Raw genomic sequence first — 26,478 nt, forward strand, 5'->3', positions numbered from 1 at the left:
TTGCCGATCCCTCAAGACTTTGAGCGTGCGTCGTCATGGCCCAAATACACTCACCAGGAGATTTCATGTCTCGTGTTCTGTCGATCCGTTTCACCCAGGAAGAGTACGAAACGCTTCAAGCCCTGAGTCTCGTGACCGGCATGCCTGTGAACGCGATCGTTCGCGAAGCGGTCAACGAGAAAGCTGATCGGGCAGCGAACGACTCGGAGATTGCGGCCATGGCGGAAGAAATGAAGAGGCGGGTCGAAGAGGCCGACCAGTCGCTGCGTCGCCGCGTCGCAAGCGTGTAGTAGCGACCTCCCTGCGACGACGGCTATGGCGCCTTGGCAGGGGAGGTGTGATCAGCATCAGCTCTTGCGGGCCTCGGCCTCGATGATCGCGATCTCTTGCGTCGCCGTTTCGAGGTCGCGCATGCGGCGTTCGAAGTCGTCGCCGTCGTAGCGCACGCGCAGGCGCCACCACGGGTCGTCGGCCGGGTGGCGGCGGATGCGCAGATTGTGGCGAGCGCGCATCCAGAGCACGGCGGCCACCGCCGCGAGCAGCCCGGCGAGCGCGCCGACGCCCATGGCCCAGCGGGCGCCGAACTCGTTGGCGACGAGACCGAGCACGGGGGCGCCGACGGGCGTGCCGCCCATGAAGATCGTCAGGTACAGGGCCATCACGCGACCGCGGATGCTCGACCGCGTGGTCGTCTGCACGTAGGCGTTGGCGCTCGTGATCATGGTGAGGGCGAAGAATCCGACCGGGATGAGCGCGAGGGCGAACAGTTCGATCGTCGGCATGAGGGCCGCCACCACCATCGACCCGGCGAAGCCGATCGCGGCGAGCACGATGACGCGCAGGCGGGGGCGCTCGCGCCTCGCCGAGAGCAGGGCGCCGGCGACCGAGCCGATCGCGAGGATCGACGAGAGCAGCCCGAACTCGGCGGCGTCGCGCCCGAACTCGACGCGCGCCATCGTCGCCGTGAAGATCGCGAAGTTGAAGCCGAAGGTGCCGACGAGAAAGACCATCGTGAAGACGACGACGAGGTCGGCTCGTCGTGCCACGTACTGGATGCCCGCCCGCAGCTGCCCGCGCCCCCGACTGGTCTTCTGCATCGGCTGCAGCTCTGCCTCGCGCAGCAGGCCGAGCGCGACGAGCATCGCGGCGAAGGTCAGCACGTTGATCAGAATCACCCAGCCCGCTCCGACGAGCACGGTCAGCAGTCCGGCCGCGGCGGGGCCGATGAGGCGCGCGGTGTTGAACGAGGCCGAGTTGAGGGCGACGGCGTTGGGCAGGTCGCGCGTTCCGACGAGCTCGCCGACGAAGGTCTGGCGTGCGGGGGCGTCGACGGCGGTCGCGATGCCGAGCCCGAGGGCGAGCAGGTAGACCATCCAGAGCTCGGCGATGCCGAGCACGATGATGAGGCCGAGCGCGAGGGCCAGGAGGGCCTGGGCGATCTGCGTGATGGCGAGCAGGCGTCGACCGGGCATGCGGTCGGCGATGATGCCCGCGAGCGGCCCGATGACGAGCGCGGGGCCGAACTGCAGGGCCATCGTCACGCCGACGGCAGCGGCGTCGTTGTCGGTGAGCTCGGTGAGAACGAACCAGTCTTGTGCGGTGCGCTGCATCCACGCGCCGACGTTCGAGATCAGGGCCCCGATGAACCAGATGCGGTAGTTGACGGCGCTGAGCGATCGGAACATCGCACTCACGCGTCGGCCAGCCGTCGCAGGATCGGCCGCACCTCCTCGAGCGCGCTGCGCTGCCCGGGGCTGAGGCCCGCGAGTTGGGCGTGGAACCACTGCTGCCGCAGCCGCCGCGTCTCGGCGATGACCTGCTCGCCCGCGGGCGTGATGGTCACCCAGACGCTGCGGGCGTCGTCGTCGCTCGGAGCGCGCTGCACGAGCCCGCTGGCCTCGAGGGCGTTGAGCGTGCGGTTCATGCTGGGGGCGCTGACCTTCTCGGCGGCCGCCAGGCCGCCGGGCGTGCAGCGGCCTTCGCTCGCGAGCTGCCAGAGCACGCCGAGCTGGCTGTCGCTGATGCCTTCGCTCGCCCGTTCGGCGCGGATGCGGCGCGCCACCTTCTGAATGAGCACGCGCAGTTCTTCTTCGGGGTCGGTCTCGTGGTGCGTCACCTCGTTAGCCTAACTCATTACCCTTGCTAATCACATTCGGGATGCTCGCGCACGCCGCGACCGCACCTAGGATTCTCGGCAGGAGGCCCCCATGCCGAAGTTCACCGCCGAGCGCCAGCACCGCACCTTCACCGACAGTCACGGCGTCGTCGTGCACTACTACGTGTGGATGCCCGGCAAGCCGAAGGGCGTCGTGCAGCTCGCGCACGGGGTCGGCGAGCACGCCCTGCGCTACGAGCTGCTCGCCCAGGCGCTCGTCGAGGCGGGCTACGCCGTCTACGCCGACGACCACCGCGGCCACGGCCAGACGGGTGTCGAGTACTGGAAGGGCGATCTCGCCCAGATCGGCCGGCTCGGCGTCGGCGGTCTTCGGGCCACCCAGCAGAACCTGCTCGATCTCACCGGGCTTGCGCAGACCGCGCACCCCGGCCTGCCGTTCGTCATGCTCGGCCACTCGTGGGGCTCGCTCATGGTGCAGAACCTGCTCAACCAGGGTGCCCACCCGTGGAGCGCGGTCGTGCTGACGGGCACGGCCCTGCGCACGCCGACCGACATGAACGGCGGCGACCTCAACGCGCGCCACAAGCACCTCGGCGACACCGGTGCCGAGTGGCTGAGCCGCGACCCCGCGGTCGCGCGCGCCTTCGTCGACGACCCGCTCACGACCGACGCCAAGATCCTCAAGCTCTTCGGCCTCGCCGACGGCCTGCGCCTCTTCGGCCGGCCGAAGCGCGTGCAGCCGCCCGTGCCGCTGCTCATCATGGTGGGCGACGATGACCCGCTCGGCGGCGAGAAGAGCGCGAAGAAGCTCGCCGATGCGTATCTTCGCCGGGGCGACCTCGCCGATGTCGAGCTCGTCGTCTACCCGGGCGCTCGCCACGAGGTCTTCAACGAGACCAACCAGGCCGAGGTGCGTGCCGACCTCATCGCCTGGATCGACGATCGCCTGTTTCCCATCACGTAGGTCTGGCCGCCCGACCGCCCGCCCGCCTGCCCGCCCGCCCGCCCGCCTGCCCGCCCGCCTGGTGCCCGCGCTCGTGCTCGTGCTCTCTCGAGCCTTTGTCGGAGTGCGCCCGCGAGACTCCCGAATATAAGGAACTTCAGTCGACTGTGCTCGTCGGACTCCTTCAATTCGGGAGTGTCCTCGGGGTGCGGGGTGCGGGGTGCGGGGTGCGGGGTGCGGGGCGCGCGGTGCGACGTGTGGTGAGCGGGGTGCGACGGGCGGTGAGCGGGGAGCATGGCGCGGTGTGCAGGATTCGCGGCGCGCCCCGGCTCACGGACGGCGCGCCCCGGTTTACGCGCGGCGGGATTCAGCCGACGCGTGCTCGTCGCGACCGGGCAGCGGTAGCGCGGTCAGCAGCATCACGCTGGGCTCGAGCGCCTCGACGCGGTGAACGCCGTCGGGGATGCGCGCGACCGTGCCCGCCGCGACGTCGATCGTGCGGGTCGCGTCGCTCAGGCGGATGCGCCCGCGCATGACCTGCAGCACCGCCTCGCCCGGGTTGCGATGCTCGGGCAGCTCGCCGCCGGTGTCGAAGCCGATCGCCGTCATGCGCAGCTGCTGATGGTCGAGGTCGATGCGCTGCGCCGCGCGCCGCTGCGGGTTCTCGGCCGCCTGGGCGAGCAGGTGGTCAGCCAAGACGTCGAGGTCGAGCGCGATCGGATCCATGCCCGCACCCTACGCTTATCGGCATGATCGCGCCGTTCCTCGCCGTGGCCGAACTCGACCGGCTGCTCGCCACCGACCGTCGCGCCGACCTCGTCATCGTCGACAGCCGCTGGTACCTCGACGGCCGCTCCGGCGCCGAGGCGCACGCGCGCGGCCACCTACCCGGCGCGGTCTTCGTCAACCTCGACATGTGGCTCGCCGCAGCACCGTCGCCCGCCGCGGGTCGCCACCCCCTGCCCGAGCCCGCTGTCTTCGCGCGCGGCATGGCCGAGTCGGGCATCGGCGACGGCTCGACGGTGGTCGTGTACGACGACGCCGGGGGAGTCATCGCCGCGCGCCTGGTCTGGATGCTCCGCACCCTCGGGCACGAGGCCGCCGTGCTCGACGGCGGTCTCGACGCGTGGCTGCGCGCCCACCCGGGGCAGGCGCTCGAGAGCGGCGCGGTCGACATGCGCCCGGCATCCTTCACCGCACGCCCGTGGCCGGATGCCGCGCTCGCGTCGATCGACGAGACCCAGCAGGCCGCCGCCGACGGCAGCGCGCTCGTGCTCGATGCCCGCACGCTCGACCGCTACCGCGGCGAGACCGAGCCGGTGGATGCGCGCGCGGGTCATATCCCCGGCGCCGAGAGCTTCTCGTGCCGCGACAACGTCGCCGCCGATGGCACGCTGCTCGACACCCCGACCCTGCGCGACCGCCTGGCGGCGCTCGGCGCCGACCGGCGGCCGGTCATCAGCTACTGCGGTTCAGGAGTCACCGCGTGCCACACGCTGCTCGTGCTCGAGCACCTCGGCTTCGCCCCGGGGCGCCTCTACCCCGGATCGTGGTCGCAGTACGCGGCCGACCCCGCCCGCCCGCTCGCCACGGCCGAATAGGCTGGGCCCATGCACGGCGACGCGAGACACGGCGAATACAAGGTGCCCGGCGGCAAGCTCGTCGTCGTCGACCTCGAAGTGGCCGAGGACCGCATCAGCGCCTTCCGCTTGGCGGGCGACTTCTTCGTCGAGCCCGACGAGGTCGTGCCCGCGATCGAGGCCGCCGTGCTCGGCCTGCCCGCCGACACCGACGCCGCCGCCCTGACGACCGCGGTGCGGGATGCCCTGCCCGACGGCGCCGTGCTGCTGGGGTTCAGCCCCGAGGCCGTCGCGACGACCGTGCGCCGGGCGGTCGCGAGCGCCACGGCCTTCGCCGACTACGACTGGCAGCTGCTACGCGGGCCCGCGCTGGCCCCCTTGCAGCAGATGGCCATGGACCAGGTGCTCGCCGAAGAGGTGGGCGACGGCCGCCGCGGCCCCACCCTGCGCATCTGGGAGTGGACGAGCCCCGCCGTCGTGATCGGCTCGTTCCAGAGCGTGCGCAACGAGGTCGACCTCGAGAACGCCTCGACGTACGGCTTCGAGATCGTGCGCCGCATCTCGGGTGGGGGCGCGATGTTCATCGAGCCCGCCTCGGCCATCACCTACTCGCTCTACGCCCCGACCGCGCTCGTGCAGGGCATGAGCTTCGCCGAGTCGTACGCCTTCCTCGACGAGTGGGTCATCACGGCGCTGCGCGGCCTCGGCATCGAGGCCAGCTACCAGCCCCTCAACGACATCGCGAGCCCGAGCGGCAAGATCGGCGGCGCGGCCCAGAAGCGGCTCGGCACCGGGGCCGTGCTGCACCACGTGACGATGGCCTACGACATGGATGGCGACCGCATGGTCGAGGTGCTGCGCATCGGGCGCGAGAAGCTCAGCGACAAGGGCATCAAGAGCGCCAACAAGCGGGTCGACCCACTCAAGTCGCAGACGGGGCTCTCGCGCGACGCCATCATCGATCGCCTCGTGGCCACCTTCGAGGCGCAGTACGGCCTGAGTGAGAGCGCCATCACCGCGGCCGAGCTCGATCGTGCGAACGCGCTCGTGGCCGAGAAGTTCTCGACGCACGACTGGCTGCACCGCGTTCCGTGAGCCCGCGCATCCGGGCCCTCGCCCTCGTCTTGCTGCTCGCCGGCGTGCTCGTCGGCGGCGTCGTGCTGTCGGCGATCACGGGGCAGCTGCCGATCACGCCCACCGAGGTGGCGGGCTCATTGCTGCGGGCGATCGGCATCGACACCGGCTGGGCGCCCACCGACCCGATCGTCGAGAGCACGCTCTGGGTCGTGCGGTTTCCGCGCATCGTCATGGGCCTCGCGGTCGGCGCGGCGCTCGCCGTCGCCGGGGCCGTCATGCAGGCCGTCTTCGGCAACCCGCTCGCCGAGCCGGGCGTCGTCGGCGTCTCGTCGGGGGCCGCGCTCGGTGCCGCGACCGCGATCACGATCGGCGCCTCGGTTCTCGGCGGGCCGGGGGTGGCGCTCTTCGCCTTCGTCGGAGGCCTGCTCGCGACCCTGCTCGTCTACGCCGTGGCCCGCGCGGGAGGACGCACCGAGGTCGTCACCCTGCTGCTGACGGGCATCGCCGTTAACGCGATCGCGCAAGCCGGCATCGCCTTCGTGCTCTTCGTCGCTGACACCGCCAGCCGTGAGCAGATCGTGTTCTGGCAGCTCGGCTCGCTCGGCGGCTCGCGCTGGGATCAGGTGGCGCTCGTCGCCGTGGTCGCCGTGCTCGGCATCGCGCTCGCGCTCGGCCTCGCCCGGCGCTACGACCTGCTCGCGCTCGGCGAGCGCAGCGCCCGTCACCTCGGCGTCGACGTCGAGCGGCTGCGTATCGTCTCGATCGTGCTCGTCGCCCTGCTCACCGGCGCGGCCGTCGCCTTCACGGGCATCATCGCTTTCGTCGGTCTCGTCGTGCCGCACCTCATCCGCATGATCATCGGGCCCGCGCACCGCGGCCTCATTCTGGCGAGCGCCGTGGGCGGCGGCGCTCTGCTCGTGGTCGCCGACCTGCTCACGCGCACCCTCGTCGCCGGAGCCGAGCTGCCCATCGGCATGCTGACCTCGCTCGTGGGCGGGCCCTTCTTCTTCTGGCTGCTCTACCGGCAGCGCCGACGCAGCGGGGGCTGGGCATGAGCGCGGCGCCGGTGATCGCCGCGCGCAAGGTGCACGTGCGCCGCGACGAGCGTGAGATTCTGAGCGCGATCGACCTCGACGTCGCGGCCGGCGAGGTGCTCGCGCTCGTCGGGCCCAACGGCGCGGGCAAGTCGACCCTGCTCTCGGTCCTGAGCGGCGATCTGCGCCCGAGCGACGGAACCGTCGAGCTGCTCGGCCGGGCCGTCAGCGCCTACCGTCCGCTCGAGCTCGCACGCCGCCGCGCCGTGCTCTCGCAGGCCAACGCCGTGAGCTTCCCGTTCCGAGTGCTCGAGATCGTGCAGATGGGCCGCAGCCCCTGGGTGCGCACGGCCGAGCTCGCCGACGACGAGCGCGCCGTCACCGAGGCGATCGAGGCCACCGACATCGCGCACCTGCTCGGGCGCCGGTTCACGAGCCTGAGCGGTGGCGAGCAGGCGCGCGTCTCGCTCGCGCGCGTGCTCGCCCAGTCGACCCCGATCGTGTTCCTCGATGAGCCCACCGCGGCGCTCGACCTGCGGCACCAGGAGGAGGTCATGCGCCTCGCCCGCGCGCTCGCCGCGAACGGCCGCGCGGTCGTCGTCGTCGTGCACGACCTCTCGCTCGCGGGCGCCTACGCCGACCGCATCGCGCTGCTCGACCACGGCCGGATCGACGCCGTCGGAACCCCGGCGGAGGTCATGACGGCCGATCGCGTCGGGCGGGTCTACGGGCTCGACGTGCAGATCCACCGCCTGGGGGCATCCGATCGCCCGATCGTGCTGCCGCTGCGCGACTGAGAATTACTCTGCAACGGCCCAGTAGACTGACGTCATGGACTGGTGGGGGTGGGCGCTGCTCGGCGCCGCGGTGATGGCGCTCGGCGCGATCGCGCAGCGGGCCGGGTGGATCGACCTGCGCGGCGACGGTCGCCGCGGTGGATCGGGTGGCGGGCTCGTTGGCATCGGCGACGAGGTCTTCAACCCCACGCGGCACGAGGCCTCGATCGAGCTCGACCGGCAGACGACCCTGCCCGCGCCCGCGACGATCCCCGGCGACGGCGATCTCGGCGTCATCCAGACCGAGGGCGATCCGGATGCCGGCGACGGCTATCGGGGCACCATCCGTCTCTAGGTGCTAGCGCGTCGTGAGGTCGGCGTATTCGGGGTGCCGGCGCATCCACATGACGACGAAGCCGCACACGGGCTGCACGCGGTCGGTCGTCGACTGCCGCAGCTCGTCGAGGATCGCGCGGGCGACCTCGCCGCCGACCCCCTTGTTGCGCATGAGGGGCGGCACCTCGGCGTGCAGCAGCCGCACGGTCGTGCCGACCCGGTCGTAGACGATCCAGCCCTGCAGTTCGTCGCCCTCGTAGGCGGCGTAGCGCTCGGCGTCGGGCTCGTGGTGCACGGTCAGGCTCATGCTCGGCACCCTACCGCGCGCACCAGCGGGCGGGCTCAGGCGCTCGCGCGCACGATCACCTCGGTCGGCATGAGGTGCTGGCGCCGCGTCGGCACGCCATCGAGCAGGTCGAGCAGCACGCGCGCCATGCGCTCGCCCTGCTCGACGGAGGGCTGCCGCACGGTCGTGAGCGGGATCTCGCTCGCGAGCGCGGCAGGGGAGTCGTCGAAGCCGACCACCGCGATCTGCTCGGGAACCGCGATGCCGCGCTCGCGCAGCACCGTGATGACGCCCATCGCCATGAGGTCGCTCGCCACGAAGATCGCGTCGAGGTCGGGGTGGGCATCGAGCAGCTCGCGCGCGGCGCGAACCCCACCGGCGAGCGTGAAATCGCCGCGGGCCACCGCGTCGGCCTCGAGCCCCGCATCCATGAGGGCCGACCGCCACCCCGCCAATCGGTCGATGCCGGCGGGCATGTCGTCGGGCCCCGCGACGGTGCCGATGCGGCGTCGCCCCTGCGCGATGAGGTACCGCGTGCCGTCGGCGGCCGCCTCGGGGTTGTCGACGTCGACGTAGTAGCTCGCGGTGGTCTCGCGGTCGAGCGGGCGGCCGCCGAAGACCACGGGGATGCTCGCGCCCAGCTCGGCGAGCACGTGGTCGTCGGAGTGGTGCGAGACGACGAGGGCGCCGTCGACGTTGCCCCCGAGCAGGTAGGCGATGGTCTTGTCGAATGCGCCCGTCGTGCTCGCGAGGTGCAGGTTGAGCACGTAGCCGGTGTCGTCGAGCACGTTCGAGATGCCCTTGACGATGGCGGCGAAGTAGGGGTCGCCGAAGAACCGGGTGGTGTCTTCGGGAATCACGAGGGCGATCGCCATCGAGCGACGGTTGGCGAGCGAGCGCGCCGCGCGATTGGGCGTGTAGCGCAGCTCGGCGATGGCCGCGGTGACGGCGGCGATCGTGTCGTCGCTGACGCGCGGCGAGCCGTTCACGACGCGCGACACCGTCGCGCGCGACACCCCGGCCCGCTCGGCCACCATCTCGAGCGTCGGGGCGACGCGTGTGCTCGCACCCTCCGCCGTCATGGCTGAATCCTAGCCAGCGCTCGGCGGCACGCTGCGCGCCGCGATGATCGACCGGTAGAGCTCGCCACTCGCTTTCACGGTGCGCACCTGGGTGTCGTAGTCGACGCGTACGAGGCCGAAGCGCTTGTCGTAGCCCCACGCCCACTCGAAGTTGTCCATGAGCGACCAGTAGAAATAGCCCTTGACGTTCACGCCCTGATCGATCGCATCGAGGATGGCGTCGAGGTGCAGCCGCACGAACTCGGCCCGCTCGGCGTCGTCGACCGCACCGTCGGCACCCACCTCGTCTGTGTACGCGGCGCCGTTCTCGGTGACGTAGAGCGTGACGCCCGCGGGCCGCGCATACTCGTCATCGATGCGCACGAGTAGACGGGTGAGCCCCTCGGGCTGCACCTCCCAGTCCATGGCGGTGACGGGCAGGCCGCGCGGGTGGGCGAAGATTCCGTCGCCCGCGGGGAATGGCGAGAGCTTGGGCCGCTCAGAGGGCGCAGCGCTCGACAGGGGGGCGTCGGCGGGCGGGCGGGCACTGACCGCCTCACCGTGGTAGTAGTTGATGCCCAGCGCGTCGATGGGGGTCGCGATCGCCGCGAGGTCGCCGTCGACCACGGGCAGCTGCAGCCCCCGCGCATCCAGGTCGGCGAGCAGGTCGGCCGGGTACGCGCCGCGAAAGATCGGGTCGAGAAACAGCCGGTTGTGCTGCGCGTCGATGCGCCGCGCGGCGTCGACATCGGCCGCGTCAGCGGCGTCGACCGGGTCGGCCACGGTCATGTTGAGGGTGATACCCAGGCTCAGCTCGGGGCCGAGCTCGCGCAGCCGCTGCGTCGCGAGGCCGTGCCCGAGCAGCAGGTGGTGCGCGGCGTCGAGCGAGGCCTGCGGCTGCTGGATGCCCGGCGCATGCTCGCCGCTGAGATAACCGAGGAACGCCGAGCACCAGGGCTCGTTGAGTGTCGTCCAGTTCTGGATGCGATCGCCCAGCGCGCTGTGCACGTCGGCGGCGTAGTCGGCGAAGCGCAGCGCGGTGTCGCGCGCGGGCCAGCCCCCTGCATCCTGCAGCGCCTGCGGCAGGTCCCAGTGGTAGAGCGTGAGCCAGGGCGTGATGCCCGCGCCGAGCAGCTCGTCGACGAGCCGGCTGTAGAAGTCGAGCCCCGCGGCGTTGGCGGTGCGGCCATCGGGCTGCACGCGCGCCCACGAGGTGCTGAAGCGATAGACCTGCACGCCGAGGTCGCGCATGAGCGCGACGTCGTCGCGGTAGCGGTCGTAGTGCTCGCACGCGCGCTCGCCGCTCTCGCCGCCGACGACGGCGCCGGGCACCCGGCAGAACGCGTCCCAGATCGAGTCGGCGCGGCCGTCGCGGTGCGTCGCACCCTCGATCTGGTAGGCGGCGGTAGCGACGCCGAGCCGAAAGTCGGCCGGAATCGGGCGCGGCGAAGCGTGCGTCGAGACCGACGCGGAGGTGTGGGCGGTCATCCCTTAATGGCTCCCTGCATGATGCCGCTCACGAGGTGACGGCCGGCGACGACGAACAAGATCAACAGTGGGATCGTGCTCAGGATAACCCCGGCCATCACGACCGAGTAGTCGACGAAGTAGTTGCTCTGCAGCAGCGAGAGCGCCACGGGCAGCGTCGGGTTCTGGCGGTCGAGCACGATGAAGGGCCAGAAGAAGTTCGTCCACGTCGCGATGAAGATGAAGAGCGCGAGCATCGCCGCGGCGGGGCGCGCGGCGGGCAGGGCCACCGACCAGAAGGTGCGGATCATGCTCGCACCGTCGACGCGCGCGGCCTCGATGAGCTCGTAGGGCAGCGCTTGCGCGAGGTACTGCGTCATCCAGAACACGCCGAAGGCGCTCACGACGGCGGGCAGGATGACCGCCCAGAGCGTGCCGGCGAGCTGCAGCTGGCTCATGGCGATGAAGAGGGGCACGACGCCGAGCTGGGTCGGCACGGCCATGGTGGCGATGACGAAGATGAGCAGCCCGTTGCGGCCGCGGAACCGCAGCTTGGCGAAGGCGAACCCGGCGAGCGTCGAGAACAGCACGACCGATGCCGAGACCACGGTCGAGACGATGATCGAGTTGCCGATCGCGCGCCAGAAGTTGACGCTGTCGGCTTCGAGCACGGCCGCTGCGTTGGTGAGGAAGTTGCCGCCCGGCCACCAGACGATGTCTTGCTGGTTGATGGTCGACGCATCGCCCGAGCCGATGAGGAACGACCAGTAGATCGGGAACATCGAGCCGAGCATGACGGCGGTGAGGAACCCGTAGGCCTTCCAGCCGGGCCGCTGCCCGTTCTCGAGGCCGCGGCGTCGCGGGCTGCGGCGTCGCTCGAGCAGTCCGGTGCCGGTCATGATGCCTTCGCAATCGAACGGGTGATGGCCACGTTGAGCAGCCCCACGATGATGATGATGAGAAAGAGCAGCCAGGCGACGGCCGCGGCACGGCCGAAGTTCAGCTGCCCCCAGCCGAGGTTGTAGAGGTAAATGGTGATCGTCATCCACTGGCTGCTCGCGCCGCCCTGGCCGACCGAGTCGTAGAGGCGCGGCTCGTCGAAGATCTGCAGGCCGCCGATCGTCGAGGTGACGATGACGAAGATGAGGGTCGGGCGCAGCTGCGGGATGGTGATGGAGAAGAACTGGCGCACGATGCCGGCGCCGTCGATCATCGCGGCCTCGTAGTAGTCGCGGGGGATCGCCTGCATGGCCGCGAGCAGGATGAGGGCGGTGTAGCCCGTCCAGCGGAAGTTGACCATCGTGGCGATCGCGATGTGGCTCGGCAGCACGTCGGAGTGCCAGCCGATGGGGTCGATGCCCAGGTCGCCGAGGAGGTTGTTGATGAGCCCGTATTGGTCGCCGAACATGTTGCTGAAGATGAGGGTGACGGCGACGGGGGCCACCACATAGGGCAGCAGCACGCCCATGCGCCAGAAGGTCTTGGCCCGCAGGTTGCGGTCGAGCACGGCGGCGATCAGCAGGGCGAAGGCGATCTGCGGCACGGCCGAGATGAGGAAGATCGAGAAGGTGTTTCGCAGAGCGATCCAGAAGGGCGGCTGCGAGAGCACGAAGGCGAAGTTGTCGAGACCGACGAAGTCGCCCTGCCCGCCGATGAGATTCCATTCGTGCACCGAGACCCACGCCGTGTAGACGAGGGGGAAGAGGCCCGTGATGGCGAAGAGGATGAAGAAGGGCGAGATGTACAGGTAGGGCGAAATCTTGACGTCCCACCGCGAGAGCGTCTGCGAGAAGGCGATGCGGCGCACCGAGCGCTGCTTCTTCTGGATCGGGGCCGAGAGCCCGGTAGCGGTGGTCAGCATGGCTGTTCTCCTGTGAGCGCCGTTGGTCATCGAGGGGTGTGCCCGGGGCCGCTCGCCATGGTGGAGGCGAGCGGCCCCGGGGTGCAGGGGTGGGGCTTAGCCGAGGGCCGTCACGTCAGCGACGAACTGATCCCACGACTCTTGGATGCTCTGCGAGGCATCCACGTCGACGCGGGTCAGCGCCTTCTGCAGCGCGTCGTTGATCGGGAAGTACTTCACGCTCTTGAAGGGCGCGACGCCGATCGCCTGCGAGCGCTCGATGAGGATCTCGCCGACGGGAGCGTCGTTGAAGTACTCGTTCGTGGCGCTGCGCAGCTCCTCCGACTCGTAGGCCTCGACCTGGCTCGGGAAGGTGCCGGCCGCGGCGAACGCCGAGAGCTGCTGCTCGGGAGCGGTGAGCCACGCGGCGAGCTTCGTCGCGGCCTCGATGTTCGCGCCCTGGGCGGGAACGGTCAGGTACGAACCGCCCCAGTTGCCGCCGCCGCCGGGGAAGACGTTGGCGACGTCCCAGCCGGTGACGTCAGGAGCGTTGCCCGAGATGACGCCGAGCATCCAGCCGGGGCAGAGCATCGTGGCGAAGGCACCGTTCGAGAGGCCCGCGAACCAGTCGTCGCTCCACTGGCTGAGGTTCGCAGAGAGGGTCGAGCTGGCCTCGAGCACCGAGGTGAATGCCGCTTCGACCTCGGGGTTCGTGGTGGCGATGACCGTGCCGTCGGCCTCTTCGTAGGCGTACTCGATCTGGTTGACGACACCCTGGTAGGTGGCGCCGGCCGAGTCGAACCATGCCTCGCCGGTCGCGTCGACGTACTGCTGGCCGACCTCGTAGTAGGTGTCCCAGTCGCCCTCGAGCAGCGCCGCGACCTCGTCGCGGTCGGTCGGCAGGCCGGCGGCCTCGAACAGGTCGGCGCGGTAGCAGACTGCCTCGGGGCCGATGTCGGTGCCGTACGCGACCAGGCGGCCGTTCGCATCCGTCGCCGCAGCGGTCTTCCAGTCGACCCAGCGGTCGGCGAGCTCGGGGTCGCTCAGGTCGGCGAGCTTGTCGCTGTACTGCATCATCTCGGCGAACCAGTCGACCTCGACGGCCTCGATGTCGGCGAGGCCGCTGCCCGCGCCGAGCTTGGTGAAGAAGTTGTCGCGCGCGTCGTTCGAGGTGGCGGCGCGGTTGTGCACGATCGTGACGCCGGGGTTCTCGGCCTCGTACTGCGCGAACATCTCGTCGGTGTAGCCGAAGTCGTTGAACGTGGCGACCGTGAGGGTGATGTCACCACCCTCGGCACCGGGGTCGGTCGAGCTGGCGCAGCCCGAGGCGATGAGGGCGAATGCGGCGGCACCGGCGATGGCGCCGGCCGCAGTGCTGCGTCGTGAAAGTTTCACGGTCACTCCTTTGTGTGCGTGGGTGGAGGTGAGAGCGCTCTCATGCCGTGAGCGTGAGAGCGCTCTCACGATGCGTGGAACACTACGCAGGTCGCGTCTGCAATGTCAACGCCTGTTCCAGATCGGCATGAAATGGCTGGTCAGAAGGCTGGTCTTGTGCGGCATGGTCGTGTGATGGATGCTCGACCGAGGCTCGCTCCAGGCGTGAGCACGCCTCGGACTAGGCTCGATGCGTGTCGTCAACCACTCGTGCCCTCGCCCGCCGCCGGGGCGCGGCGGCCTTGGCCGCAGGGCTCGCACTGGCGCTGCTGAGCGGCTGCTCCGTGCCGCGAGAGCCGGTACCGCCGGTGGGGGCATCGACGCCCCCGCCGAGTCCCACGGCGACGCCCACGCCCACCCCCACGCCGACGCCGACCCCGACCTTCGACCGGGCGAAGCGCTCGATCGATGCGGCCGACTCAGTGTGGGTTGTGGCCAACAAGCGGCGGCCGCTGCAGCCCGAGACGTACGCGCCCGCCGACCTCGTGCGCGTCGACGTGCCGTACACGAACGAGCCCTTCTTGCGAGCTGCCGCTGCGGCCGCCGCGGAGAAGCTCTTCGCCGCGGCTGAGGCAGAAGCCGGGCTGCGGCTGCAATCGCTCAGCACATATCGCAGCTACTCGACGCAGGTGCGGGTCTACAACGACATCGTCGCGAGCCGCGGGCAGGACTACGCCAACCGTCGCAGCGCACAACCCGGTCACAGCGAGCACCAGACGGGGCTCTCGATCGACATCGGATCGATCCCGGCGTCGTGCGCGTTCGACCCCTGTTTCGGCGACACGGCGCACGGCCGATGGTTGGCCGAGAACGCGTGGCGGTTCGGGTTCCACCTGCGCTATCCGCAGGGGGGCACACCCGTCACGGGCTACGACTACGAGCCGTGGCACTACCGGTACGTGGGGCTCGAGCTCGCGGCCGAGCTGCACGAGACGGGCATCCCGACGCTCGAAGAGTTCTTCGGCCTTCCGGCCGCCCCCGACTACGGCGGTTGACCGTCGAGCTCTTGCCCGTCGTCGTGGCAGAGGTCTAGCGTTCGCGCATGGAGTACACACGCAGCATCCGGGTCATCGGCGGTCGTGACGAAGTCGCGGCACTCTTCGCCGACGCATCCACCTGGCACGAGTGGCAACCACCGTTGCTCTCGGTGGAGGTGCTCGAGGGGCAACCGCCGACGACCGGCGCGCGTTCGCGCCTCACGTTTCGTCGCGGGCGTCGGGGCACCATGGTGATGACCGAGACGGTCGAGCACGGCGCCCTGCCCGAGCAGTGGAACGTCGTCTACGAGGTGCCGGGCGTGCACAATCTCTGCGAGAACCGATTCACCCCGACGAAAGCGGGCGCGACGATCATCGAGCAGCGCAACGTCTTCCGTTTCACGGGGTTCATGCGCGTCGTCGGGCTGCTCTTCGGCCGAAGCTTCCCGCGCGAGACCGAGAAGTCGCTCGAGGCCTTCAGGTCGTTCGCGACCGAGAGGTTCGGCGCCGCCCGCTGATCGCCGTGACGTGCGCGGCCGCGATCAGCCGTGCGCCGCGGCGGCCAGCCGGTCGACGATCTGCTCGAGGATCGGGCGCGGCGTGGCGAGGATGAGCCGGATGTGGCCCGCCCCCACGGCGCCGCACGCACGGCCGTCGGTGACCGACAGTTTCGCTCTGCGCCGCAGCGTGTCGGCCGCGTCGTCGCCCAGGCCGAGGGGCGAGACGTCGAGCCACGCGATGTAGCTGCCCTCGGGCGGCGTGTAGCCGACCTCGGGAAGTCGCTCGGCGAGCAGGTCGGCCAGCAGCCGTCGGTTCGCGTCATAGTACGCGACCGTGGCGTCGAGCCACTCGCGACCCTCGCGGTAGGCGACCGTGTTGGCGATGACGCCGAGCGTGCTCGCGCCGTGGCTCGCGAAGGGGCCGAGCCCCGCCCACAGCTCGGCGTCGGCGTCGTTGGTCAGGATCAGCTGCGCGGCCTTGAGCCCAGGCAGGTTCCAGGCCTTCGAGGCGCTCGTGACGGTGATGCTGTGCATGGATGCCGCGGGGCTGACGCTCGCATACGCAACATGCTGCGCGGCGCCGAACACGATCGGCGCGTGCACCTCGTCGGCGAACACCCGCGCGCCGTGCCGTTCGACGACCTCGGAGAGTGCCTGCAGCTCTGCGCGCTCGAACACGCGCCCGCCCGGGTTGAGCGGGTTGCACAGCACGACGAGCCCGGCACCCGCGGCGAGCTCGCGCTCGATCGCCTCGAGGTCGAGCACGGCGCGGCCCCCGTTCGTCGCCATGGGCACCTCGATCGCCGCGCGCCCGTGCATGCCCGGCACGGTGAGGAACGGCATGTATGCCGGTGTCGGCACGATGACCGCCGAGCCCGGTCGCGAGTAGTGCTCCATCGCGACCACGAGTCCCGTGATGACGTCGGGCAGGGCGTGGATGCGCGCGGCGTCGATCGACCACGCGAACCGGTCGCGCATCCATTCGGCCGTCGCGCGCCCCATCTCGGCCGCGACCGGGCGGGGCAGGTACCCGAGCTGGCCCGCATCGACGGCCTCGTGCAGGGCGCGCGTGATCGCCGGCGCGGTGCCGAGATCGCTCTCGGCGACCCAGGCGCCGATCGTGCCGGGGAACAGGCTCCACTTCATGCTGCCGGCGGCATGCAGCTGCTCGGGCGTGATCGCGTCCCAGCGCGCGAACAGCGCAGCGCGGTCGGCGGCGGCGGTGTTGGTCGTATCAGGCAAGCGCACCATCCACGATCGCCTTCGCCTCCTGCTGCACGAGGCGCAGGTGATCCTCGCCCGCGAACGACTCGGCGTAGATCTTGTACACGTCCTCCGTGCCGCTCGGCCGCGCGGCGAACCAGGCGCGCTCGGTGACGACCTTGACGCCGCCGATGCCCGCGCCGTTGCCGGGCGCGGTGCTGAGCCGCGCGGTGATGGGGTCGCCCGCGAGCTCAGTGGCCGTGATAGCCGCGCCGTCGAGCCTGCTGAGCGCCGCCTTCTGCGCGGGGCTGGCCGGAGCATCCACCCGCTCGTAGACGGGCGCGCCGAAGCGCTCGGTGAGGCCGGTGTAGAGCTGAGACGGCGTCGACCCGGAGACGGCCGTGATCTCGGCGGCGAGCAGGGCGAGCAGCACGCCGTCTTTGTCGGTCGTCCACGCGCTGCCGTCGCGGCGCACGAAGCTCGCCCCCGCGCTCTCTTCGCCGCCGAACGCGACCGAGCCGTCGATGAGGCCCGGCACGAACCACTTGAAGCCGACCGGAACCTCCCAGAGCCGCCGGCCGAGGCTCGCCGCGACGTGGTCGATCATGGTCGACGACACGAGCGTCTTGCCGATGGCGGCATCGGGGCGCCAGTCGGGGCGGTGCGTGTAGAGATACTTGATCGCGACCGCGAGGTAGTGGTTGGGGTTCATGAGCCCGCCGTCGGGCGTGACGATGCCGTGGCGGTCGGCGTCGGCGTCGTTGCCCGTCAGCAGGTCGAAGTCGTGCCGGCGCGCGACCACGCTCGCCATTGCGCTCGGGCTCGAGGGATCCATGCGGATCTTCTCGTCCCAGTCGAGCGTCATGAAGCCCCACTGCGGGTCGACGCTCGGGTTGACGACCGTCAGGTCGAGGCCGTAGTGCTCGGCGATAAGCGCCCAGTAGTTGACGCTCGCGCCGCCGAGCGGGTCGGCGCCGATGCGCAGGCCGCTGCCGCGCACGGCCTCGAGGTCGAGGATGCTGCCGAGGTCGGCGACATAGTGCAGTCGGTAGTCGTAGGGCTCGGTGAGCAGCGTGGCCTGCCGCCTCACGCCGCGGTTGCCCTCGGCGATGAGCGCGTTGGCGCGGTCGGCGATCCACCCCGTGGCGTCGCTGTCGGCCGGGCCGCCGTGCGGCGGGTTGTACTTGAAGCCGCCGTCGCGCGGCGGGTTGTGGCTCGGGGTGATGACGATGCCGTCGGCCTTCGCGGCGGCATCGCGGTTGTACCGGATGATCGCGTGGCTCAGGGCGGGGGTCGGCACGTAGTCGTCGTGGGCGTCGATGAGCGCCGTGACGCCGTTCGCGGCGAGCACCTCGAGGGCCGTCTGCATCGCGGGTGCGCTCAGCGCGTGCGTGTCGGCGCCGACGAAGACGGGCCCGGTCGTGCCCTGCGTCGCGCGGTACTCGACGATCGCCTGCGTGATGGCGGCGATGTGCGTGTCGGTGAAGGCGCCGTCGAGGCTCGAGCCGCGGTGGCCGCTCGTGCCGAAGACGACGCGCTGCGCCGGATCGTCGAGATCGGGCACCCGGTCGGCGTAGGCCGCGAGCAGCGCGCTCAGGTCGACGAGGTCGGCGGGCAGGGCGGGGGTGGCGGCGCGACTCATGCGCCCATCCAACCACCGGCGGCCCTCGAGGGGGTGCGTGGATGCTCGGCAATAGACTGCCCAGCATGACGACCCAGCCCGCCCCGACCCCGGTGTACAGCTACCTGGGCCCGGCCGGCACCTTCACCTGGCAGGCACTCGGTCAGGTGCCCGAGGCCGCGGGCGCCGAGTGGCGCAGCGTCAGCAACGTCGGCGAGGCCCTCGACGATGTCGTGACCGGCCGAAGCGTGGGCGCCATGATCGCGGTCGAGAACTCGGTCGAGGGCGGGGTCAGTGCGACCCAGGATGCGCTCGCGACGATCCCGGGCCTGCGCATCGTGGGCGAGTACCTGGTCGCCGTCAACTTCGTGCTCGTGGCCCGGCCGGGGGTGGCGCTCGATGACGTGCGGGTCGTGGCTGCGCATCCCGTGGCCTACGCCCAGTGCCGCGGCTGGCTCGAGCGCACGCTGCCGACCCACGGGCACATCCCCGCCGCCTCGAACGTCGCCGCGGCGACCTCGTTGCTCGAGCCGGGCTCGCCCGCGCAGGCCGCCGTCGCCCCGCCCGGCATCACCGAGCACCACGACCTGGTCGTGCTCGGCGACCTCATCGGCGACAACGCGAACGCGGTGACCCGCTTCGTGCTCGTGAGCCGCAGCCGCGAGCTGCCCGCGCGCACGGGCGCCGACAAGACGAGCATCATCGCCGAGCTGCCCGACGACGCCCCCGGCCGCCTGCTCGAAATGCTCGAGCAGTTCGCCACGCGCGGCGTCAACATGAGCCTCATCGAGTCGCGGCCCATCGGCGACGCGCTCGGCCGCTACCGCTTCGTCATCGACCTCGACGGCCACGTGCACGACGAGCGCGTCGCCGACGCCCTGCTCGGCCTGCGGCGTTTCAGCCCCAACGTCATCTTCCTCGGCTCGTACCCCCGGGCGGATGCGCGCCAGATCGAGGTGGTCTCGCAGTACGGCGACGAGGTCTTCACCGACGCGCGCGACTGGTTGCGCGCGATTCTGTGCGGCGAGCCCGACACGCGCTAGGCGCGTCAGCCCACGGGGGTTTCGGCGAGCACCTGACCGGCAGCGTCGAGCTGACGCACGAGCGCGCTGGTCGTGCTCGGCCACCAGATCGCATACCGCGAGTCGACGATCGATGCCCGTGCGGTCGGCAAACCGTCGATGACGACCTCGACCGAGCGTGCTCCGTCGACGAGAGAACCGGTCACGGTTGACGAGCCCGGCTGGCCAGCGATCGTCGTTCCCGATGCGAAGCTCACGCCCGCCGAGCCCGGCGTTGCCGGCCCGACCTCACTCGAGAGCGATGTCACCGACGTTTCGCCATCGAGCGACACGACGCAGAACACCGAGGTCGACAGTGCGCCGATGTCGCCGGTGGAGAACACGGCGAAACCGCCGTCACCCCGCACGTCGATCGCCACGAGGTCAGGAAGCTCGGTCGGCGGCGCGAGCATGTCGTCGGTCGGCTCAGGTGCCGTGCCGATGCTCTCAACGGTGGGGGTGTCTGTCGCGGTGGCCGAGCCTGACTGCTCGAGTGATCCCGGGCTCAGCGCGGCCGCGCACGCACTCGACACGTCGTCAACAAGCTCGTCGGTCACGGGTGCCGGGTCGGCCGCCCAGGCCGCGTCGCCCGGCGTTCCCACCGTGAGTGACACCGCGAGGGCACCCGCCGACACGGCAGCGATGACCGCGATTGTCCCGGCGCGCAGGCGACGGATGCGGCGCCGCGCAAGATCGTCGGCCACAGCATCCGTCGCCGGAGTGGGCCGCGTGTGCTGCAAGGGCTGCAATTGCGCGCGAAGGGCACTGCTCAACCGAGCGACGTCGTCGTCGGTCAGGTCGTCGGGATCGGTCATGATGCGGCCTCCGTGGCGGTGGACTGGTCGTCAAGGTGAGTGCGCAGCGCACTGAGCGCGCGCTTGAGGTGGGTGCCGACGGTTCCCGCGGCGATGCCCAGTTCGATCGCTGTTTGTTCGGTCGACAGGTCGAGCAGCACGCGGTGAACGATGACGGCACGTTGTTGCTCGGGTAACGCCCGAAGGGCGGCGAGCAGTGCCGGGTCGACGAGTGACTCGCGGTCGTGGTGTTCGACGGGCACGAGAAATAGGTGGCGTCGTGGATTGCCCTCGCGACGCCAGCGGTCGCGGTGAAGGTTGAGCGCGGTGCGTACAACCCACGCCGCTGGAGACGGGTGGTGGCGCACCTCAGGCCACCGCTCCCACGCTCGAGCAAAACCTTCTGACGTGAGGTCGTCGGCTTCGTCGAGGGGGGAGACGGTGGCGCAGAGGGCGCGAAAGCAGGCATCCTTGTGAGTCGCAAAGAACCGCTCGAACTCCGAGCGTGAGCGATCGTGCGTTCTCATGATGGCGATGGCGATGGCGACGGCGGTGAGGTGTTACTCGTCGAACGAGCCTTCGAGCACCGACTCGCCCGCCGGAATGTTGTCAACCGAGACCTCGCCCGAATACTCGAGCTCACCCAGTTCGGTTTGCAGTTCTGACTCGGGAACCGGGTTGCCGTTGAGGTCGAACGTTCCGCCCGAGCCGATGGCGGGACCGAACGGCAGTTCGACACCGGCCTGGGCCATGCCGACACCGATGCCGCCGAGCGTGAGCGCGACAACGCCCGTCGTGATGCCGGCCGCGATGATGCCACGGCGGCGGTTGCGAGGCTGAGTGGTCATGATGGGTCCTGTTCTCTTCGTGATCAGAGGCGCTTGCCTCTCACTTCGATCTACGTCGAACGCTCCGAATTCATGCACACGCTGGGTGACGACTAGTCGCGCGGCACCCGCACGATGAGCGAGGCGGGGGCGACCCGCACCGCGAGCCGGGTGACCAGACCCATCTCCTCGCCGTCGATCTCGAACTCTTCGGGGCGCTCGAAGGCGAGCGTCATGCGGCGGCCCTGGAAGTAGCGCAGGGCGCGCACACGCTTGTCGGCGGCGAGGATGCGCTTGCCCACCTTGCTCTTCTGCAGCACGCCGTTCTCCCAGACCACGGCGTAGCTCACGCGCATCCAGCCCCACAGGTTCTTGGGCCGCATCGCCACGACGTCGAGCAGCCCGTCGTCGATCTGCGCGTCGGGCAAGATGAGCACGCCGCCGGGCAGGGCGCCGCAGTTGCCGATGAGCAGCGTGTGGATCGTCGTCGAGCGCTCGGGTGAGCCGTCGAGCGTGTACCGCAGGCGAACCGCGTCGACGTCGCGCACGATGCGTGCGGTCGCCTCGACGTAGGCGAGCCAGCCGACGCGCTTCTTGAGCTCGGGGTTGGTCGCGGCGATCATCTTGGCGTCAAGGCCGATGCCGACCATCACGACGAATGCGTGGCGCTCGACGCTGCCGTCGTCGCGCGTCAGCTCGGCGACGCCGACGTCGATCGCGTGGTCGACGCCCGAGACCGCGATGTCGAGCGCGTCGGCGAGCCGCCCGAGCGGCAGGTTCAGGTTGCGGGCGAGCAGGTTGCCGGTGCCGGAGGGGATCAGCACCATCGGGATGCCCGAATCGAGCATCCCCTCGGCGACAGCCCGCACCGTGCCGTCGCCTCCGGCCGTGAGCACCGCGGTCACGCGGGCGGCGATCGCCTCGCGCGCGCGGCCCTGCCCCGGATCGTCGACGCTCGTCTCGAGCCACAGCGAGGGCGCCCAGCCGGCCTGCTGCTCGGCCGCCGCGATGGCCGCCTGCAGGGCCTCGAGATCGACCTTGACCGGGTTCACAATCACGGCAACGCGAGGGCGGTCAGCCGCGGCGCCGGGGGTGCTCATGCGGTCAGAGTAGAGCATCACTCCATGCACGGGTGGGGGGTTGCCGTTAACCCGCGCGTGCCAGACTAGAGGCGTGATCGACCCCCAGCTGCTGCGCGACAACTCCGACCTCGTCCGACGCTCGCAGCAGGCGCGCGGGGCGAGTGTCGACCTCGTCGACGAGGCCATCGCCGCTGATCGCGCGCGGCGCGACGCCATCACCGCGTTCGAGGCGCTGCGCGCCGAGCAGAACGCCTTCGGCAAGCTGGTGGCGGCGGCTCCGAAAGACGAGAAGGCCGCGCTCGTGGCGCAGGCCCAGCAGCTCGCCGCCGACGTCAAGGCGGCTCAGGCCGTGGCCGGCGAGGCCGAGGCGCGGTTCGTGCAGGTCGCGGGGAGCATCCCGAACGTCATCATCGAGGGCGTGCCGTCGGGTGGCGAGACCGACTTCGTCACGCTGCGCGAGGTGGGCGAGAAGCCCTCGTTCGACTTCGAGCCGCGCGACCACCTCGCGCTCGGCGAGGTGCTCGACGCGATCGACATGGAGCGGGGCGTGAAGGTCTCGGGCTCGCGCTTCTACTTTCTCAAGGGCGTCGGTGCACGGCTCGAGCTCGCGCTCATGAACTACGCGCTCGACACCGCGCTCGACGCGGGGTTCACCCCGCTCATCACGCCGACGCTAGTCAAGCCCGAGGTCATGAGCGGCACGGGCTTTCTCGGAGCGCACGCCGACGAGATCTACTACCTGCCCGACGACGAGCTCTACCTGACGGGCACGAGCGAGGTCGCGCTCGCCGGCTACCACGCCGATGAGATTGTCGACGTGAGTGCCGGCCCGCTGCGCTACGCCGGCTGGTCGACGTGCTACCGGCGCGAGGCCGGCAGCTACGGCAAAGACACTCGCGGCATCATCCGCGTTCACCAGTTTCAGAAGCTCGAGATGTTCAGCTACATCGACCCGGCCGACGCCGAAGCCGAGCACGAGCGGCTCTTGGCTCTGCAAGAGGGGATGCTGCGCTCACTCGGTCTCGCCTATCGCGTCATCGACACCGCGGCCGGCGATCTCGGCTCGAGCGCCGCGCGCAAGTACGACGTCGAGGCCTGGGTGCCGACGCAGGGCGCGTACCGCGAGCTCACGAGCACGAGCAACTGCACGACGTTCCAGGCTCGCCGCCTCGAGACGCGGTTCCGCGGCGAGGGCGGCAAGACGAGCCCGGTCGCGACGCTCAACGGCACCCTCGCGACGACCCGCTGGCTCGTGGCGCTGCTCGAAACGCACCAGCGCGCCGACGGCTCGGTCGTCGTGCCCGAACCGCTGCGCCCGTACCTGCGCGGCCTCGAGGTGCTCGAGGTGGCCTCGTGACCGACCGCAAGCTCATCGCGCTCGACATCGACGGCACGGTGCTGCACGAAGACGGCACGCTGCCCGACGCCGCGCTCGAGCAGGTGCACCGCCTGCGCGACGCGGGCCACGAGGTCATGCTCGCAACGGGCCGCTCGGTCGCCATGACCCTGCCCGTGCTCGACCGGCTCGACATCACCCCTGCCTACGTCGTGGCCTCGAACGGCGCGATCCTGCTCAAGCGCGACCCGGATGCCCCCACAGGCTACCGGCGCCACCACGTCGAGACGTTCGATCCGACGGCGGTGCTCACGAGCATCCGGCCGCATCTGACCCACGCGAACTACGCCGTCGAAGACGAGACGGGCGTCTACCGCTACACCGGCTGGTTTCCTGACGGGGCGCTCGGCGCGGTGAGCCACGAGGTGCCGTTCGAGCAGCTGTGCCGCGAGCCCGCGACGCGCGTCGTCGTCATCTCGCCCGGCCACGCGATGGAGGAGTTCCTCGCCGCCGTCGAGCTCATGGGCCTGCACCAGGTGAGCTACAACGTGGGCTGGACGGCTTGGCTCGACATCGCGCCCGACGGCGTCAACAAGTCGACGGCCCTCGAGCGGGTTCGGGATGCCCTGGGCATCGCGGGCGAGCACGTCGTGACCGTGGGCGACGGCCGCAACGACATCGAGATGCTGGGCTGGGCGGTCGCGCACGGCGGTCGCGGCATCGCGATGGGGCAGGCGCCGGCGGAGGTCGTCGCGGCGGCGTCAGAGGTCACCGCGCGCGACACCGAGGACGGTCTCGCGCAGGCGCTCGCAACCGTGTGACGCTGCGTGCCGCCCGTCGTGGTACGGATGCGGAGGAGATGCATAGGCGTCCGGAACGGTGCTTCTGAGGGTGCGTCGGTTAGCATGGAAGACTGATATCCAAGGAGGGCTGTCCGAGCGGCCGATGGAGCCAGTCTTGAAAACTGGTGGGCAGCAATGTCTCGTGGGTTCGAATCCCACGCCCTCCGCTCGAGTCAGGCCCACCGTGCTCCCGAGGGGAACATCATGAGCGAACCCGTGCGCGATCGCGGCATCCGATCGCTGCCGACGGCTCCCGTGCGCCACGGACGGCTCGGCCGTTCGCGCGCCTGGAAGACGCTCCTGGCGGTTGTCGCCGCGTCGACCGCCGTGGTGCTCGTCAGCACCGTGTCGGTCGCGGCCATCACGGTGGCTCAGATCAACGCGAACATCGACGTCGTCGAGCTCGAGGTGCTCGAGGGTGAAGAAGAGCGCATCATCCCCACCGTCGGCGAGTGGGAGGGCGGCTTCAACGTGCTCATCGTCGGCGTCGACAACGCCGAGGGTCAGGCCGATCGCGACGATCGCGGCGGCGCGACCCTCAACGACGTGAACATCCTCGTGCACGTCGCCGAAGACCAGAAGTCGGCCGTTGCGGTCAGCTTCCCCCGCGACCTCGTCGTGCCCATTCCCTCGTGCCCCGACCCCGACGGCGATGGCGCCTCATTCGCGATGTCGGCCCAGCCCCTCAACGTCGCCTACTCGTACGGCGGGCTCAACTGCGTCGTGCTCACGATCGAGGCGCTCACGGGGCTCGACGTGCCCTACGCCGGCACGATCTCGTTCAACGGCGTGGCGCAGATGGCCACGGCGGTCGGCGGTGTCGACGTCTGCATCGACGCACCGATCCGCGACCGCTACACGGGGCTCAACCTGACGAGCGCGGGCACGCACACTCTGTCGGGTGGGCAGGCCCTCGCATTCCTGCGCACGCGCTACGGCGTCGGCGACGGCAGCGACCTCGGCCGCATCAGCTCGCAGCAGGTCTACATGTCGTCGCTCGTGCGCAAGGTGCAGAACGAGGGCGTGCTGACCGACTTCACGAAGCTCTACGGTCTCGCCCAGGTGGCCACGTCGTCGATGAAGCTCACGCGCAGCCTCGCGAGCCTCGACACGATGGTGTCGATGGCGCAGGCACTGCGCAACATCCCCACCGAGAACATCGTCTTCGTGCAGTTCCCGGGCCGCACGGGCGGCACGGGCGTCTACGCGGGCAAGGTGCAGCCGATTCAGTCGGCGGCCGACGCGCTCTTCGCCCGCATCCGCGCCGACGAGCGGTTCCGTCTCGAGGCTGGCAACACGGGCATCGGGTCGACCACGAACCCCAACGCCCCGAGCGGCGAGCCGACACCCACTCCGACGCCGACCGAGACCGTTCCGCCCAAGAACGGCAAGATCGAGCCCGAGGTTGAACCGACGCTCGAGCCGGTCGAGCCCGAGAAGCCCGCCGACGTGCTGTCGGGCGTGCAGGGTCAGTCGGCGGCCGACTACACCTGCTCAGTCTCGAACTAGCGGGTGCTCGGGCACCGGGAGCGGCCGGTATAGTGGAACCGCTCTGCTAGGAGACGTCGCATAGTTCGGCCTAGTGCACCACCCTGCTAAGGTGGAGTCCCCGCAAGGGGACCGCGGGTTCAAATCCCGCCGTCTCCGCGGAACGAGCCGCAGTCCTCGACTGCTAGGCTTGTTCGGTTCGCGCTCAGCGCGGCATGCGCCCGTAGCTCAATGGATAGAGCATCTGACTACGGATCAGAAGGTTAGGGGTTCGAGTCCCTTCGGGCGCGCGAAAGGGCCTGATCAAACGCGAGTTTGGTCAGGCCCTTGTAGTTCTCGTTGGACTCGTGCAATCCACGTGCAATCTGAGTTCACTTCCGCAGCCCGCGACTGCGACCCCACGGTGGTGCCATCACCAGTCTGCGGGATTCATGGGGTCCCTTCGCGTTGTCACGTTGCGCGGTCTCACGTACTGCGGGGTGAGCCCTTCGCTGGCGAATGATCAAGAGTGCGCTATCGATGACGAGCCGGCACCCTGGGGCAGCGCGAGACAGAGAACCCGGGTCGAATGTCAGCGGGTCATCGGCAGACCCGACATTCGCCCTCATGTCAGCTTTTGCATTGCTCCACTTACCTCAGCTTCGCGGGCGAGCAGAGGACGAGAGACCGCGGCCTGCGCGATGGTTCTCTCTTGTAGTCCTGGTGCCCGGATCGTCACGCTGCGGTGACCAAACGCTTGATATTTTGATTCAAGTTCTCGCTGAGCAGGGAGAGTCCAGTGGTTAACCCTGTCGAAG

28 protein-coding genes and 3 tRNA genes are annotated in these 26,478 nt (G+C 70.1%); 16 read left to right on the plus strand and 15 right to left on the minus strand.

Going from position 1 to position 26,478, the window contains the following annotated elements; all coding sequences use genetic code 11:
- Positions 1–65: 65 nt before the first annotated feature.
- Positions 66–290 (plus strand): hypothetical protein, encoded by a 225-nt coding sequence (locus tag ACK4HH_RS02735; protein ID WP_409648108.1) that lies wholly within the window; start codon positions 66–68, stop codon positions 288–290.
- Positions 291–347: 57 nt separating this feature from the next.
- On the opposite strand, the gene ACK4HH_RS02740 is transcribed toward ACK4HH_RS02735, so the two are convergent.
- Together ACK4HH_RS02740 and ACK4HH_RS02745 are read right to left on the minus strand one after the other, a co-directional pair.
- Complete coding sequence (locus ACK4HH_RS02740; protein WP_409648109.1) at positions 348–1,685, minus strand: MFS transporter; 1,338 nt, start codon at positions 1,683–1,685, stop codon at positions 348–350.
- A gap of 5 nt (positions 1,686–1,690) precedes the next feature.
- Positions 1,691–2,116 carry a MarR family winged helix-turn-helix transcriptional regulator gene (locus ACK4HH_RS02745; protein WP_409648111.1) on the minus strand — a complete coding sequence of 142 codons (426 nt, stop codon included), beginning with the start codon at positions 2,114–2,116 and terminating at the stop codon, positions 1,691–1,693.
- Positions 2,117–2,207: 91 nt separating this feature from the next.
- Between ACK4HH_RS02745 and ACK4HH_RS02750 the strand changes: the two genes are divergently transcribed.
- Positions 2,208–3,080, plus strand: a complete 873-nt coding sequence (locus ACK4HH_RS02750; RefSeq protein ID WP_409648113.1) for an alpha/beta fold hydrolase — start codon at positions 2,208–2,210, stop codon at positions 3,078–3,080.
- 330 nt (positions 3,081–3,410) lie between these two features.
- Here ACK4HH_RS02750 and ACK4HH_RS02755 read toward each other — a convergent pair whose 3' ends face one another.
- On the minus strand, positions 3,411–3,785 hold the full coding sequence (locus ACK4HH_RS02755) for a cupin domain-containing protein (RefSeq protein ID WP_409648114.1): 375 nt from the start codon (positions 3,783–3,785) through the stop codon (positions 3,411–3,413).
- Between the two features lie 23 nt (positions 3,786–3,808).
- Here ACK4HH_RS02755 and ACK4HH_RS02760 point away from each other — a divergent pair, with 23 nt between their 5' ends.
- Genes ACK4HH_RS02760 through ACK4HH_RS02780 form a run of 5 tightly spaced genes read left to right on the plus strand, consistent with a single transcriptional unit; the run spans position 3,809 to position 7,881 of the window.
- A complete protein-coding gene (locus tag ACK4HH_RS02760) occupies positions 3,809–4,660 on the plus strand; it encodes a sulfurtransferase (protein WP_409648115.1) in 852 nt (283 codons plus the stop codon).
- A 9-nt stretch (positions 4,661–4,669) separates the two neighbouring features.
- A complete protein-coding gene (locus ACK4HH_RS02765; RefSeq protein WP_409648117.1) occupies positions 4,670–5,734 on the plus strand; it encodes a biotin/lipoate A/B protein ligase family protein in 1,065 nt (354 codons plus the stop codon).
- A complete protein-coding gene (locus tag ACK4HH_RS02770; RefSeq protein ID WP_409648201.1) occupies positions 5,713–6,771 on the plus strand; it encodes a FecCD family ABC transporter permease in 1,059 nt (352 codons plus the stop codon). Before ACK4HH_RS02765 ends, ACK4HH_RS02770 begins: the two co-directional genes overlap by 22 nt.
- The gene (locus ACK4HH_RS02775) at positions 6,768–7,547 is read left to right on the plus strand and encodes a heme ABC transporter ATP-binding protein (protein WP_409648118.1); all 780 of its coding nucleotides are present in this window, start codon (positions 6,768–6,770) and stop codon (positions 7,545–7,547) included. The genes ACK4HH_RS02770 and ACK4HH_RS02775 overlap by 4 nt, the downstream gene beginning before the upstream one ends.
- Before the next feature lie 34 nt (positions 7,548–7,581).
- Positions 7,582–7,881, plus strand: coding sequence for a hypothetical protein (locus ACK4HH_RS02780; RefSeq protein ID WP_409648119.1), 300 nt, complete (start codon positions 7,582–7,584; stop codon positions 7,879–7,881).
- A gap of 3 nt (positions 7,882–7,884) precedes the next feature.
- Here ACK4HH_RS02780 and ACK4HH_RS02785 read toward each other — a convergent pair whose 3' ends face one another.
- The 6 genes from ACK4HH_RS02785 to ACK4HH_RS02810 form a co-directional block, all read right to left on the minus strand.
- The gene (locus ACK4HH_RS02785) at positions 7,885–8,169 is read right to left on the minus strand and encodes a GNAT family N-acetyltransferase (protein WP_409648120.1); all 285 of its coding nucleotides are present in this window, start codon (positions 8,167–8,169) and stop codon (positions 7,885–7,887) included.
- A gap of 35 nt (positions 8,170–8,204) precedes the next feature.
- Positions 8,205–9,230: a LacI family DNA-binding transcriptional regulator gene (locus ACK4HH_RS02790; protein ID WP_409648122.1), complete on the minus strand. Its 1,026-nt coding sequence runs from the start codon at positions 9,228–9,230 to the stop codon at positions 8,205–8,207.
- 9 nt (positions 9,231–9,239) lie between these two features.
- Positions 9,240–10,697: a glycoside hydrolase family 1 protein gene (locus tag ACK4HH_RS02795; RefSeq protein WP_409648123.1), complete on the minus strand. Its 1,458-nt coding sequence runs from the start codon at positions 10,695–10,697 to the stop codon at positions 9,240–9,242.
- A complete protein-coding gene (locus ACK4HH_RS02800) occupies positions 10,694–11,575 on the minus strand; it encodes a carbohydrate ABC transporter permease (RefSeq protein ID WP_409648125.1) in 882 nt (293 codons plus the stop codon). The genes ACK4HH_RS02795 and ACK4HH_RS02800 overlap by 4 nt, the downstream gene beginning before the upstream one ends.
- Complete coding sequence (locus tag ACK4HH_RS02805; protein WP_409648126.1) at positions 11,572–12,537, minus strand: carbohydrate ABC transporter permease; 966 nt, start codon at positions 12,535–12,537, stop codon at positions 11,572–11,574. Before ACK4HH_RS02805 ends, ACK4HH_RS02800 begins: the two co-directional genes overlap by 4 nt.
- 96 nt (positions 12,538–12,633) lie before the next feature.
- Positions 12,634–13,917, minus strand: a complete 1,284-nt coding sequence (locus tag ACK4HH_RS02810; protein WP_409648127.1) for an ABC transporter substrate-binding protein — start codon at positions 13,915–13,917, stop codon at positions 12,634–12,636.
- Positions 13,918–14,144: 227 nt separating this feature from the next.
- Here ACK4HH_RS02810 and ACK4HH_RS02815 point away from each other — a divergent pair, with 227 nt between their 5' ends.
- Both ACK4HH_RS02815 and ACK4HH_RS02820 read left to right on the plus strand, forming a co-directional pair.
- Positions 14,145–14,945: a D-alanyl-D-alanine carboxypeptidase family protein gene (locus ACK4HH_RS02815; RefSeq protein ID WP_409648129.1), complete on the plus strand. Its 801-nt coding sequence runs from the start codon at positions 14,145–14,147 to the stop codon at positions 14,943–14,945.
- Positions 14,946–14,992: 47 nt separating this feature from the next.
- Positions 14,993–15,445, plus strand: coding sequence for an SRPBCC family protein (locus tag ACK4HH_RS02820; RefSeq protein ID WP_409648130.1), 453 nt, complete (start codon positions 14,993–14,995; stop codon positions 15,443–15,445).
- 24 nt (positions 15,446–15,469) lie between these two features.
- Here the strand turns inward: ACK4HH_RS02820 and ACK4HH_RS02825 are convergent, their stop codons facing one another.
- Positions 15,470–16,678 (minus strand): MalY/PatB family protein, encoded by a 1,209-nt coding sequence (locus tag ACK4HH_RS02825; RefSeq protein ID WP_409648131.1) that lies wholly within the window; start codon positions 16,676–16,678, stop codon positions 15,470–15,472.
- Complete coding sequence (gene pgm, locus ACK4HH_RS02830; RefSeq protein ID WP_409648132.1) at positions 16,662–18,272, minus strand: phosphoglucomutase (alpha-D-glucose-1,6-bisphosphate-dependent); 1,611 nt, start codon at positions 18,270–18,272, stop codon at positions 16,662–16,664. Before pgm ends, ACK4HH_RS02825 begins: the two co-directional genes overlap by 17 nt.
- Positions 18,273–18,337: 65 nt before the next feature.
- Here pgm and pheA point away from each other — a divergent pair, with 65 nt between their 5' ends.
- Positions 18,338–19,294, plus strand: a complete 957-nt coding sequence (gene pheA, locus ACK4HH_RS02835) for a prephenate dehydratase (RefSeq protein WP_409648133.1) — start codon at positions 18,338–18,340, stop codon at positions 19,292–19,294.
- 5 nt (positions 19,295–19,299) lie between these two features.
- Here pheA and ACK4HH_RS02840 read toward each other — a convergent pair whose 3' ends face one another.
- From ACK4HH_RS02840 to ACK4HH_RS02855, 4 genes are all read right to left on the minus strand, one after another.
- Positions 19,300–20,127 (minus strand): hypothetical protein, encoded by an 828-nt coding sequence (locus tag ACK4HH_RS02840; RefSeq protein WP_409648134.1) that lies wholly within the window; start codon positions 20,125–20,127, stop codon positions 19,300–19,302.
- A complete protein-coding gene (locus ACK4HH_RS02845; RefSeq protein ID WP_409648135.1) occupies positions 20,124–20,633 on the minus strand; it encodes an RNA polymerase sigma factor in 510 nt (169 codons plus the stop codon). The genes ACK4HH_RS02840 and ACK4HH_RS02845 overlap by 4 nt, the downstream gene beginning before the upstream one ends.
- A 33-nt stretch (positions 20,634–20,666) precedes the next feature.
- Positions 20,667–20,954, minus strand: a complete 288-nt coding sequence (locus ACK4HH_RS02850) for a hypothetical protein (RefSeq protein WP_409648136.1) — start codon at positions 20,952–20,954, stop codon at positions 20,667–20,669.
- Between the two features lie 92 nt (positions 20,955–21,046).
- Positions 21,047–22,033 (minus strand): diacylglycerol/lipid kinase family protein, encoded by a 987-nt coding sequence (locus tag ACK4HH_RS02855; protein WP_409648138.1) that lies wholly within the window; start codon positions 22,031–22,033, stop codon positions 21,047–21,049.
- 73 nt (positions 22,034–22,106) lie between these two features.
- Between ACK4HH_RS02855 and serS the strand changes: the two genes are divergently transcribed.
- The 6 genes from serS to ACK4HH_RS02885 all read left to right on the plus strand — a co-directional run bounded on the left by serS (position 22,107) and on the right by ACK4HH_RS02885 (position 25,971).
- Positions 22,107–23,372, plus strand: a complete 1,266-nt coding sequence (gene serS / locus ACK4HH_RS02860) for a serine--tRNA ligase (RefSeq protein ID WP_409648139.1) — start codon at positions 22,107–22,109, stop codon at positions 23,370–23,372.
- Positions 23,369–24,172 carry an HAD family hydrolase gene (locus ACK4HH_RS02865; protein WP_409648140.1) on the plus strand — a complete coding sequence of 268 codons (804 nt, stop codon included), beginning with the start codon at positions 23,369–23,371 and terminating at the stop codon, positions 24,170–24,172. Before serS ends, ACK4HH_RS02865 begins: the two co-directional genes overlap by 4 nt.
- Positions 24,173–24,275: 103 nt before the next feature.
- Positions 24,276–24,360 (plus strand) — tRNA-Ser (locus ACK4HH_RS02870).
- A 37-nt stretch (positions 24,361–24,397) separates the two neighbouring features.
- Positions 24,398–25,702, plus strand: coding sequence for an LCP family protein (locus ACK4HH_RS02875; protein WP_409648141.1), 1,305 nt, complete (start codon positions 24,398–24,400; stop codon positions 25,700–25,702).
- 49 nt (positions 25,703–25,751) lie between these two features.
- Positions 25,752–25,840, plus strand: a tRNA-Ser gene (locus ACK4HH_RS02880).
- 58 nt (positions 25,841–25,898) lie between these two features.
- A tRNA-Arg gene (locus ACK4HH_RS02885) sits at positions 25,899–25,971 on the plus strand.
- Positions 25,972–26,478 lie beyond the last annotated feature (507 nt).

It is taken from the genome of Microcella sp. (assembly GCF_046296455.1).
Classification (GTDB): Bacteria; Actinomycetota; Actinomycetes; order Actinomycetales; family Microbacteriaceae; genus Microcella.